Source organism: Salinimicrobium tongyeongense, from assembly GCF_026109735.1.
Taxonomy (GTDB): Bacteria; Bacteroidota; Bacteroidia; order Flavobacteriales; family Flavobacteriaceae; genus Salinimicrobium; species Salinimicrobium tongyeongense.
In genome coordinates, this window is the sequence record NZ_CP069620.1 from 3,474,578 (window position 1) to 3,487,058 (window position 12,481).

The window sequence follows — 12,481 nt, forward strand, 5'->3', positions numbered from 1 at the left end:
TATTCTAAAACAAGTTCCTTTCAGATAAAAAGGTTCTCCTGAAAAATCCTATTTTTAGGCTGTAATTCAATTTGCGTGGCCCAAACAAACATCCCATCCTGGAAAAGTAAACTTCATGAGATCATTTATGAAGCCGATACTCCTGCGGGAAAAACTTTTGACATAGGCTTACTCCTGGTCATTGTACTGAGCATTATTTTGGTGATGCTCGAGAGCATCCCGGGAATGAGCGACCGGTATTACTGGGAATTCTACACCGCCGAATGGATCATCACCATCATTTTTACCATAGAATACATTCTTCGCATCGTGGTGATCAACCGGCCCAGCCGCTATATTTTCAGCTTTTACGGCATAGTAGACCTGCTTTCAACCCTGCCTACCTACCTGGCCATTTTAGGTGGTGGCCATAACCTTTTGTTTGCTGTGAGGGCTTTAAGGCTGTTAAGAATTTTCAGGATCCTGAAGATCACCCGCTATATTGGAGAGTCTAACCGGCTGCTCACCGCCCTGCGCAACAGCCGGGCAAAGATCCTTGTTTTTCTTTACGCCGTGGTCATTTTATGCGTCATCATGGGTACCATCATGTACCTGGTTGAGGGGCCCGAAAATGGCTACACCAGTATTCCCACCGGCATTTACTGGTGCATAGTCACACTCACCACGGTAGGTTTCGGCGATATTCACCCGGTAACGCCCCTGGGGCAGTTCATCGCTTCTGTGATCATGATCACGGGCTATGGGATCATTGCTGTGCCCACGGGAATAGTTACTTCGGAATTTAACCGGGCCTCGGCCAGTGAAATCCCCGTAAACACGCAGGCTTGCCCCTATTGTAATGAGACCAAACACCTGGATAAGGCAGAATATTGCCATAACTGCGGAAATCCCTTAAATGAATAACAAATACCTAATTGCCGTTGTAGGCCCAACCGCCATTGGAAAAACAGCACTGGCAATTGAACTTGCCAGACATTTTAATACTGAAATCATTTCGGCCGATTCCCGGCAATTTTATCGGGAAATGCAAATAGGTACCGCCGTGCCTTCTAAAGCAGAGCTAAAAGCCGCTAAACACCATTTTATCCAGCATATTCCTGTTGAAAATGACTATTCGGTGGGAGATTTTGAGCGCGATGCCCTGCAAAGGCTTCAGGAGCTATTCTTAAAACAGGATGTAGTGGTGATGGTTGGTGGCAGCGGACTTTATATTGATGCGGTAGTAAAGGGACTTGACAATTTTCCTGAAGTAGACCGGAAAATCAGGCCCAGTTTAAAAGAGGAACTTGAAAACAAAGGCCTGGAACACCTTCAGCAGGAGCTAAAGACCCTGGACCCCGAGTATTATTCCGAAGTTGACCTGCAAAATCCGCACAGGGTGATAAGGGCGCTTGAAATTTGCAGGGGCACCGGAAAACCTTATTCCAGCTTCAGAAAAAAGAGTTCCAAAAACCGCTTTTTTGACACCTTATACGTGGGGATTTCTGCGGAAAGGGAGGTCATTTATAAGCGCATTAACCGGCGCGTTGACATGATGATGCAGGAAGGCCTTTTGGAGGAAGTTAAAGCCCTTTTCCCAAAGCGGGAACTCAATGCCCTGAATACCGTGGGGTACAAAGAGCTCTTTAGATACCTGGAACATGAGTGGGACCTTGAAACAGCGGTGAGCGAGATCAAAAAGAATACCCGGAGGTTTGCCAAAAGGCAGCTTACATGGTTCAGGAAAAATGATGAGATCAACTGGTTTGATGCCGAAACTCCCCCGGCTGAAGTCATCTCCACACTTCAGAAAAAAATTACCTGATAATTGCCCTTTTTAGATACTCCCGTCCGTTGGTGTAGATCATAAGCGGATAAACCCCGGCCTGGTAAGCACTTAAATCAAGCTGGTACTCCGGAATGGGCTGGCTGTTGTCATACTGCTGCTCGCGAAGGAACCGTCCCCTAAAATCGAATACCTCTATCCTCTCGATCTTAAGCCCAGGCGATAGTTCAAAGCTCACCAAACCATCTCCCGGGTTGGGGTACATGATCAGATAATCGGATTCTGGTGCCGGAGGGTTCTCACAAACATTCTGAGGATCTTCAACCATCACTTTTACTGTGCAGGTGCCTTTTCCGTTGGCCGTGGAATACGTAAATGTCACTTCGTTCTCCCCAAGGTTTTGGCAGGTAAAAAGGGACTGGCTCACGTCATAGGTGCCACTCATGTTTCCTGTAAAAAGATCCTGGGGCTGTAATTCTGCCGTTCCGTTAGTGTCGAGGGGAAGAACAAAAAGGTCTTTACATTCCACTCCCGAGGGGTTTTCTTTATAAGCCTGCACCTCAATACTTGTTTCACAGCTACCACTGTTCCCGGAACTATCGGTGACCGTTAGCACCAGCTGTTGGGTACCGATATCGGCGGTAGTAAAAGAAGTACGGTCAAGGCTCATGGAAGCAATTTCGCAGTTATCTGTAGAACCAGCTTCAAGATCTTGGGGAGAGAGGCTGGCAGTACCATTTTCACCGAGCATCAACACGAAATCGGCCACACAACCAGCCACAGGCGCGATGTTATCTTCTACCACCACTTTGATCTCACAGTTTTGGGCGGGATCACCTTTTTTGGAAAAAGTGATATAATTCTCACCCAGGTCTTCACAGGTGTAAGTGGTTTCCCCATAGAATTCAAGCCCCGCAGGATCTCCGTCAAACAAATCTTCAGCCTTTAAAATGGCATTTCCGTCGTTGTTTAGCTGAAGTGTGATCTCCTCCACACAATTAAGTTCGCCATTGGTGCCCATAAAAGGCCTCACATTCACATTGACCTCACAAAAATCGGAATTTCCTGAAGCATCGGTCACGGTAAACCGGACAGTCTGAGTGCCCACATCTTCGGTGGTAAAATTGCCTTTGCTCAAAAACATATCTTCAATCTTACAATTATCGGTAGAATTGAGATCTATATCCTCAACAGATAATTGGCCCTGGCCATTCTCATCGAGAATGAGGTCAATTTCAGAAATGCAGTTTACAAGCGGAGCCAGGTTATCAACCACATTCACTTCCACCTCACAGCTGCCGGTATACTCTCCAAAATAGGTGGCGGTGATTGTTTGAGGCAGGCCAATGTCATCACAGGTAAAATCCTTTTTACTCAATTCGAGTTGAATATCTTCTTCTTCTCCGGTATAGTGGAGGCTGAGCTCTGCATAACCACCGGGACCGAGCGGTAATTCAACCGAATCAACACAACCCACATCTTTAAGAGGATCATAAGGCAGCACGTTTACAGTGGCCTCACAGGTCTCCACATTTCCATTGATATCTACTACAGTCACCAGAATGTCATTTTCACCAGCATCTGAAGTCTCAAAGCGGCTTATACTCAGGCTTACATTATCTATTCCGCAGTTATCCTCCAAAGTGGACAACAATATTTCTGGCGGAATGATTCCGAAGCCATCTTTGTTCAGGTGGATTTCCAGGTCGTTGCGGCAGGTAATCACCGGTTTTACATCATCAACCGGATCGATAACAAAAGTACACCCGGCAGTCTCGCCACCTTCAGTTGCAGTAAGTGTAATCTCTGTTCTGCCGTAAATCAGGCTGCCTGCAGGCGGATTTTGAGTGACAAGGGCTGTAGCTGAATTCACAGTCGCTGACCTGGTGTAATCTGGCAGCTCAAAGGCACAGTTGTCTCCAAAAGACGGAGTGCTGTTTGCAGGACAGATGATTTCCAGTTCATCCTCATCATTATCTACAATCAATTGAATTTCACAGGGAGCAGACTCTTTTCCATTTTCATCAAATGCATAAATTTTTAATGTTGTATTAGAAAATATTTCCTCACCCGCACCGGGCTCCTGGGAGTAAGTAATGGCTGCATCACTTGTACAATTATCTTCAGCTTTTACTTCTCCAAGAAGATCAGGAACTATGAATTGACCATTGACAGCGGTAATAGTTCTCTCAGTACCTGATGGGCAGGTGGTGAAGACAGGGGCTTCTTCATCTATTACTGTAATTGTCAAAGTACAGGTGTCAATATTACCGGCTGCATCCCTTGCCTCAAATACAATTTCCGTTGGGCCCACCGGAAAAATACTTCCCGAAACAGGCGCTCCATTAATTATGGAAATAATGGGTTCTCCCGCATTATCTATTGCCGTAGGCCAGTCATATTCTACCACTGCCCCGCATTCTTCGGGATCGGCCAATACTTCAATATCTGTGGGACATATGATCTTTGGGTCTTCCAGGTCATTACTTTCTGATACGGTAACAGTGAAGCTGCATGTCGCCGTTAACCCAGAAGCATCTGTAACAACAAATGTATTGGTGATAGTTAGTCCAACAGGAAACACCTCTCCTGATGCAAGACCACTTGTTTGTTTAATGGTAGCTCCGGAACAGTTATCTCCATAAGTTACGGTATAATCAATTTTTTTCCCGGTTTCTCCAAAAGGAACAGTCTCCACAATATTTTGAGAAGGACATGAAATAGATGGTGCTGTGTTATCTACAAGGGAAACATCAAAATTACATTCATCTACATAGTTTCCATTTTCGCCATCATAGACTTTAATTTTTACTTCCAGAACATTTTCCTGTCTGGTTACAGTTTGCACCAGGAATTCATCGCTAGTGAAGTTTTGAAAATTTGATAGTAAATAACCGAAATCTGTTTCTTGATAAGTACAATTAGCATCCAGTTCGAGTTCAGGAATTTCATTAAGATCGGGACATGAAAATGTGGGGGCAGGACCCGCTTCAAGTTTGACCGTAAAAGAACAGGAAGAAGTATTACCCGCAGCATCTTCAGCAGATATTGTTACTGGTCCACCCTGAGTAATCTCTCCCGGTAAAGGAATTTGTGTTACAGCAATATTGGGATCACAGTTGTCACTTACTCGGTTACTGTAATCTGGAAGTATGTATTTTCCTTGTCCGTTCCTGGGAAGAACAACTTCGGCCGGAGTGCAATCTATTTCAGGTACAGTTTGATCCCATATCATAGAAAGAGTATTGGAAACCTGAGCAGGTATAGGTTGACATTCTAAATCAATACCAATTCCTGCCTCTACAGAAACTGTGGCAGGTGTACATTCTGCAGCTATAGTAAGATCGGCCGTGAAAGTATCCGGAAGTCGGTTGTAATATTCTAGATCAAATTTAAAATCAAATGGTAAACTTCCTGATAAAGTCGCATTGTTTACTAATAATGAACCACACTGTTTTAATGACAAATCAACAGGAAGGTCGATTTCTGAAATAATTCGGGTTCTAAAATTTAATGAAGAATCAAAAACTTTAATACTAAATTCTTCATATTGAATACCATTACTTACATCTGAAAATGTAGCGGCAATCTCCTGCACACTACCACCCTCTAAATTTAGTATTTCAGTTATATTAACATTAGGTCCAAAATCACCTATATATATGAATCCGTTATTATCCACTGTGATACTTCCCGGCGAATCAACTGAATTATTAATAACATCACCTTCTGGTAGAAAAACTGGAGTTTTAGGAGTTTGAACATCGAATATTTGTACCCTTCCATTTACACTACCTAAATCTGCCACTATAAGTTGAAAATTTTCATCGATAAATAATCGATAAGGAGAGTTAAATTTATTGGAAGGAGATCGTCCAAAAAATTCGTAAAAATCTCCATTGGTATAATAAATTTTCACTCTACTGGGCTCTGTTACGGCCGGATCAGTACCATTATAATAATCAGCAACATATAAATTATCATTGCTGTCAAATTCAAGTCCCATTGGACCATAAAATTCTGTTCTATTTTGTCCTGAATAACCAGACCCTAGGGTTTGGCTGGTGAGAGGTGTACCGTTACTAGAAAATACAAATATTTGCCTCTTCCCATTATCTGCAACAAAGATTTCATCATTACTATTTATGGCTAAATCTAAAGGAGAATCAAAATACTGCCCATTAACAGGAAAAGCAACCTCAATACCCGAAGAATTAAATTTTCTAATCCCATTCCCAAAAGTCAATATGAATACCTCACCTAAGGAATTTACATCAATTGAAATCGGTATTTGATTTAACTTTGTCTGATAATTCCCAGTAAAAACATCCTCTAATCCGATTGAAAACTCTTTGAGCAGCTTAGACGATGCAGCTAAATGACTAAAATCAGGAGTTTCAATAAAAAAATTATCCAATGAACCTCCAGCGCGAGTTACATCCCCTAGATCAAACCCATTTATAGGTTGATCAAATTCAAAGTTGATTGGTACAGGATTTTGTTGAGTAGGACTATTTTCTGAACTGGAAATATCTACTCCATTCTGAGCATATAGGCTTCCCCCAACATTCAGAAGAAAAAAAAGAAAAAGTAACCTGTTAAAAATGCCATTTTTGAGCCCTTTTGAATTTCGGCCACAACCAAAAAAATGCCGCAGGAGTACGGCAGTAAAATGACATTTCTGGATGGCATGAAGTCTCCTCATTTAGTGCAGGTTACACGCAAATATAAGTAAGTAAACGAAGACCCCCGGGCAAGAATGTGTTAACATGTAAATATCGGGACATTGCTGCAGCAAAACTGCAGCAAGACCCAATACTTAGAAACTGAAATCTAAGAGGTTAACTCTGTGCTTCTTCTTTATTTCTTATCACCAGCCTGAATCCTTCCCCATGTATGTTCAGGATCTCTACATTCTCATCCTTTTTAAGGTATTTACGCAGCTTGGCGATATAAACATCCATACTTCGGGAGGTGAAATAGTTGTCATCCCTCCATATCTTGGTGAGTGCAAGTTCTCTTGGCATAAGATCGTTCTCATGTAAAGCCAGTAGCCTAAGCAACTCATTTTCTTTTGGCGACAGCTTTGATGGCTCTTCATCTCTAAAGGTAAGGAAACGGAGCTTGGAATTAAGATGGAAATCTCCAATCTGGAATTCAAACTGTTTGCTATCGGCAACACTGTCTGTAGCTTTGCGCTGCATAATAGCCTTGATCTTCATAAGCAATACCTCACTGTCAAAAGGCTTGTTAAGGTAATCATCGGCCCCTACTTTGTAGCCTTTCAGCACATCTTCTTTCATGGCTTTCGCAGTCAAAAAGATGATGGGAATTTCTTCGTTCTTCTCCCTAATTTCTTTAGCCAGGGTAAAACCGTCTTTGTAAGGCATCATAACGTCGAGGATACAAAGGTCAAAATCGTCTTTTTTGAACTTCTCAAATCCTTCCATTCCGTTCTTGGCATGAGTGACTTCATAGTCGTTCATGGCCAGGTAATCTTTTAATACCGTTCCAAAATTTGGATCGTCTTCAACTAGTAAAATCTTCTTATTTTCAGTTTCCATAAATTAAGATATTAGTGGTAGTTTAATTATAAATGTACTTCCTTTTCCTTTTTCACTTTCCACGCTAATTTGTCCGTGGTGATCATCAAGGATTCGCTTTGCATAGGCAAGCCCCAGCCCGTGACCTTTCACGTTGTGGATATCTCCCGTATGCTCGCGATAAAATTTTTCAAATATTTTTTTCTGAACAGGTTTGCTCATTCCGCTTCCCTGGTCACGTACTTTCATCACAATATAGTTCTTTACATTCTCGGTGTAAATATCAATCTTAGGCGCATCGGGGGAATATTTCACCGCATTGTCAAGCAGGTTCACGATCACGTTTGTGAAATGGGTCTGGTTGGCCAGGATCGAAGCCCTTAAAGCTCCAAAATGTGTTTGCACATACCCCTGCTTATCTTCCACGATCAATTCTATATGCGTGATGGCTTCTTCAATCAATTCATGTAAATCGAGCCTTTCCTTTTTAAGGTCCAGCTCATTCTTTTCCAGCCTGGATATTCGCAACACGTTCTCAACCTGCGCATGCATGCGTTTATTTTCATCCCTAATCATGCGGTGATAATGTGCCACTTTTTCGGGGTTGTTCATGACCTTTGGGTTCTTAATGGCATCAAGTGCCAGGTTTATTGTCGCAATGGGGGTCTTGAACTCGTGCGTCATGTTGTTTATAAAATCCGTTTTTATCTCGGATATCTGCCTTTGCCTTATTAACTGAGAGAGCGCACTGGAATAGGCTATCACAATAATAAGGGTAAAAATGATCGATAGAGCCGCCATTAAAGTAATGGAAGACAATACAACCTGTTTCTTTTCAGTGAAATTTACGAACAATTGGTAATTGTTACTACTATTCCCCGAAATAAAAAGCGGCACCCTGTAAGTGGTCCTGGCATCAAGCTCAAAATTATCTGACTGCACCTTGGTAGCCAGGCCATTACCGTAAATACCGTACTCAAAGGAGGTGTTCATTCCCCTGTTCCTTAGCTCAGTCTGGATCAATTCTTCCAGATATGATTTAGAAACCCGCTCGTGCAGGGGTTTCCTGCTCGTATATTCGCTCACAGTAGAACGGATAAATTCCTTCTCGACATCTTTCATCCTGAAGATGCGGTTGATCCTGCCGGTGGTAGAAAGCATATCCTCGTTCACACTGTCATTCTCCACCAGTTTTGACACCTTGCGGTTGATCAGCTTTTTAAACTGAACGGTATCAACAGAGGCATCCAGAAATGCGGTAGAAAGCTTAAAATCTTCTTCCAGGCCACCCTGGTAAGATTGGTAAACATCATCTGAGAATTCCCGCTGTTCTTCAAAAATTTCGTTGATGATAGAACTGTCTGCCTGTGCACCCAGACTATCTACCAATTCCTGCATCGCGAAATAATAGTTCTCCAGCTCGTTGTTCTCTACTTCATTGGCTACTCTTCGCAGTATCTGTTTCGCATTAAAAGAGAATTGCTCTTCTTTGCTCTCAACTGTATTCTTTATCCAAAATCCCTGAACAAATATAATTCCTATAAGAGAGAGGCTCATGAGAACCACCAAAAGAAAAAATATTTTTTTGTTCATATTTTCAAAAGTATGATTTTAACATTTAGCCAAATAGGCCTTTAACCAAAAGTTAACAAAAGAAATCCAGTATTTACGCGCTCTTAAGGAGGGTTTCGTGTAGTTGGCGCACTTGCTCCCGGGTCTCGGAAAGCGCAATATTTTCGATGGTAAAATCGGCTAATTTTGCCTTTGCTTCATCGCTCCACTGGTGGTTCATTCTGGCCTCTATTTCTTCAAGTGTAGAATTGTCACGCTGTTTCAGCCGCTCTATCCTTATATTAAAAGGAGCCGTTACAAGTATATTATAAGTGCATTTTTTATAGCCTCCCGTCTCAAAAAGAATTGCAGCCTCGTAGATCACATAAGGCGCCTCCTGCCTGTGTTTCCAGGCCTCAAAATGTCGCGCCACAGCCGGGTGTATAATTCCGTTTAGCCGGCTTAGTTTATCGCGGTCTCCAAACACTTGTGATGCAATGTACTTCCTGTCTGCCTGCCCATCTTTATAACTTTCCTCCCCAAAAAGGGCTTTTACGGCAGCTTTCACTTCCATATCGGTATTCATGAGTGCTTTCGCCTCCACATCGGCTATGTAAACCGGGATTCCCAGTTCTTTAAAAAAGCCTGCAACCGTAGTTTTTCCACTTCCAATTCCTCCTGTAAGCCCTACAACCCTCATTTCTTGATAATAAATTGAATCCTCTTTTCATTAAGCCGAAGGTTTGATGTGAAATCTGGTTTCTTGATCACTTCAGGAATAAGAAAATCCTGCTCGCCCCGCACATTATTAAAATCGACCACCACCCTGAAATCTGAAGCGGTCACTTTATTGAAATCTTTCAGGTTAACCTGGAAGAACAACACCACTTCCTTCGGAAATATCACCACATTTAGTCCCCGCGGCACATTGATGACCTCAATAGGCACCTGCACCTTTCCCTCGGTAAACTTTTCCACATCCAGGCTGTAGCGCACCCGGTTCTGGTAAAAAGTCACATTTGGAAGTGCGGTGGTATCGAGATACACAGTGCCTTCCTGATCGTTTTTCACTCTTGAAAGCGAGAGCGGCTTGGTAACAAGGCTTGACAGGGTGTCTAAAATGTTATCGGGGCCGCTTACCCTTATGGAGTCGGGTGTGAAACTAAGATTGTTCACAGCCGAGTAGCCTGCTGCATACGCTATATTACTTCGGAAGATCACCGGCAGCCTTTTTTCCTGTTTTTGTTCGTACTTTACGACAAGTGCTTCTTTTAAGAACTGGTTTTCATCGAGATCAAGTTCCAGCTGGGACTGAAGTTCTGCCCGGTTTTCGACAAGATCATACACCAGGTTCCCGTTGTTCATTTCGGCTTTAGAGAGGTCTATATGAAGGCTTGGCGCAAAAAGTGAAAACCAGGCCACGGTAAACCCGTTCTCCTCTACCCTTAGCTGAAGGTTTTCAGGATTGTTCAGCAGCAATTTATCTGGTGGCACATTCACGTATTCCACCGGAATTTCAATCACTTCGCTGTACTGCTTGGAAAATTGCACAAAGATCCAGATTACTATGGCGAAGAACAGGAAAAACAAAAATGAATTAAAGTCGGTTTTTTTAAACCGCGCCCTGGTAACCGTTTTAAATCTATTGAGCATGTTTAAAAAATAGCTTTGGAAACCTCTCTTCCGGGTCCATGTTGAATAACCTAAGATAGCAGGTTGACTTGCAGAAACCAAACCCGTAGCCCAAAAATTGTACGAGAGTAGCTACAAGAGCGTAGGCTGCGATCTTTACACTGCCGGTTAGGAAAAGGGAATGAAAAAACAGCGTTACAAAGTATGCGATATATAGCCACAAGGGCAAATACCATCCAAAAATGGCAAAAACAACCGTTGCCATTAAGCCGAGACTAAACAAGGCGGGAAACCAGTACGTGATCCTGGCCGATTCTGGGTGCCATTTGTTTAATATAGGCCTTACCATCCCAAATTTGTTTACCTGCCGGTAAAATTTCTCCCAGTCTATACGGCGCTTGTGATAAACAAAAGCTTCCGGAAATAAGCTTGTCTCAAAATGCCTTTTTTGGAGCCGCAGTGCCAAATCAGGATCTTCACCGGGATGGATCCTTCCGAAGCCACCACTGGCAAGAAAGGCTTCTTTTGACAATCCCATATTAAAGCTGCGGGGTTCAAATTTTCCAAGCATTTTCTTTCCACCTCTAATTCCGCCGGTAGTCAAAAAAGAGGTCATGGTGTAATTAATGGCTTTTTGGAGATCGCTAAATTCCTGGTGGGCGGCATCGGGGCCACCAAAACAATGAACAAAATCCTGCTGCAGCCCTTTTTCAACTTCGGTTAAATAATGGGCTGGCAAAATCACATCAGAATCAAGGATCAGGAAATAATTACCGGCAGCCCTGGCCATTCCGTAATTCCGGGAATCCCCGGGACCGGAATTCGGTTTTTTGAAGTAGCTGATGTTCAGCAATTCATTAAATTGGCTCACCACTTCTTCCGAAGAAACTGTAGAACCGTCTTCAACGATCACCACTTCAAAGGCTTTGCCGTAGTCGAGTTCACACATGCTTTGCAGCAGTTCCCTGATCTCGGCCGGGCGGTTGTAAACGGGGATAATGAACGAAAAAGAAAGCTCCATGGCACAAATGTATTAAAGAAAGTGGGACAGACCCTAAAAATAAGAGGCCTCAAAAAATGACATTTTTGAGACCTCTTACTATCGATATTTGAACTAGCTTACTCTCCTTTGCCCTTTATAAAAGCTTCCATCACCTGCTGGCTTACTCCCATGTTGGAGAAACCACCGTCGTTGAAAAGGTTTTGAAGGGTCACTCTTTTTGTAAGGTCTGAGAACATCGCCACGATGTAGTTGGCACAATCCATTCCTGTTGCGTTTCCAAGCGGCGACATTTCATCGGCATATGCGATAAATCCGTCAAAACCTTTTACACCGGTACCAGCGGTGGTAGGCGTTGGCGACTGGGAAATGGTGTTCACCCTTACTTTTTTCTCTTTTCCGAAGAAATACCCGAAACTGCGGGCAATAGATTCAAGATATGCCTTGTTATCGGCCATATCGTTATAATCTGGGAATACTTTTTGGGCAGCGATGTAAGAAAGGGCCATAATGCTCCCCCACTCGTTCATGGCGTCCTTTTTATAAAGGCTCTGCATGGTTTTATGGAAAGATACAGCCGATACATCCCAGCCTTTGGTGGTGAAATCGTAATTCATATCGGTGTAATGATTCCCTTTTCGAACATTGACCGACATTCCTATAGAGTGGAGAACAAAATCGAGTTTCCCACCAAGAACCTCCATGGCTTTATCTACAAGATTGTCCAGGTCTTCTACACTGGTAGCATCTGCAGGGATAATTTGGGAGTTGGTCTTTTCGGCAAGGTCTTTAATATTTCCCATTCGCATGGCAATAGGCGCGTTGGTAAGTACAAACTCCCCTCCTTCTTCATGCACACGCATAGCGGTTTTCCAGGCAATAGAATTTTCGTCTAAGGCTCCAAAGATGACCCCTTTTTTTCCTTTAAGTAGATTATATGACATGGCTTGGTTTTATAGTTTTTATTAAGCGGGTAAATATAATAAACAT

Annotated in this window: 9 protein-coding genes; 2 read left to right on the forward strand and 7 right to left on the reverse strand. The window is 42.9% G+C overall.

Annotated elements, in window-relative coordinates:
• Window positions 1-75 precede the first annotated feature (75 nt).
• Together JRG66_RS15415 and miaA are read left to right on the forward strand one after the other, a co-directional pair.
• On the forward strand, window positions 76-903 hold the full coding sequence (locus tag JRG66_RS15415) for an ion transporter (protein ID WP_265163649.1): 828 nt from the start codon (window positions 76-78) through the stop codon (window positions 901-903).
• Window positions 896-1,804: a tRNA (adenosine(37)-N6)-dimethylallyltransferase MiaA gene (gene miaA, locus JRG66_RS15420; protein ID WP_265163650.1), complete on the forward strand. Its 909-nt coding sequence runs from the start codon at window positions 896-898 to the stop codon at window positions 1,802-1,804. Before JRG66_RS15415 ends, miaA begins: the two co-directional genes overlap by 8 nt.
• Here the strand turns inward: miaA and JRG66_RS15425 are convergent.
• The 7 genes from JRG66_RS15425 to JRG66_RS15455 form a co-directional block, all read right to left on the reverse strand.
• A complete protein-coding gene (locus tag JRG66_RS15425; protein WP_265163651.1) occupies window positions 1,797-5,771 on the reverse strand; it encodes an HYR domain-containing protein in 3,975 nt (1,324 codons plus the stop codon). The genes miaA and JRG66_RS15425 overlap by 8 nt on opposite strands.
• Before the next feature lie 835 nt (window positions 5,772-6,606).
• Entirely contained in the window at window positions 6,607-7,329 is a 723-nt protein-coding gene (locus tag JRG66_RS15430; RefSeq protein WP_029037458.1) for a response regulator transcription factor, read from the reverse strand.
• Between the two features lie 3 nt (window positions 7,330-7,332).
• Window positions 7,333-8,901, reverse strand: a complete 1,569-nt coding sequence (locus tag JRG66_RS15435; protein WP_265163653.1) for a sensor histidine kinase — start codon at window positions 8,899-8,901, stop codon at window positions 7,333-7,335.
• A 73-nt stretch (window positions 8,902-8,974) separates the two neighbouring features.
• Window positions 8,975-9,559 carry a dephospho-CoA kinase gene (gene coaE, locus JRG66_RS15440; RefSeq protein WP_265163655.1) on the reverse strand — a complete coding sequence of 195 codons (585 nt, stop codon included), beginning with the start codon at window positions 9,557-9,559 and terminating at the stop codon, window positions 8,975-8,977.
• Complete coding sequence (locus tag JRG66_RS15445; RefSeq protein ID WP_265163656.1) at window positions 9,556-10,512, reverse strand: YbbR-like domain-containing protein; 957 nt, start codon at window positions 10,510-10,512, stop codon at window positions 9,556-9,558. The genes coaE and JRG66_RS15445 overlap by 4 nt, the downstream gene beginning before the upstream one ends.
• Window positions 10,502-11,512, reverse strand: coding sequence for a glycosyltransferase family 2 protein (locus tag JRG66_RS15450; RefSeq protein ID WP_265163657.1), 1,011 nt, complete (start codon window positions 11,510-11,512; stop codon window positions 10,502-10,504). Before JRG66_RS15450 ends, JRG66_RS15445 begins: the two co-directional genes overlap by 11 nt.
• A 98-nt stretch (window positions 11,513-11,610) precedes the next feature.
• Window positions 11,611-12,435, reverse strand: a complete 825-nt coding sequence (locus JRG66_RS15455; RefSeq protein ID WP_265163658.1) for an enoyl-ACP reductase FabI — start codon at window positions 12,433-12,435, stop codon at window positions 11,611-11,613.
• Between the last annotated feature and the right edge of the window lie 46 nt (window positions 12,436-12,481).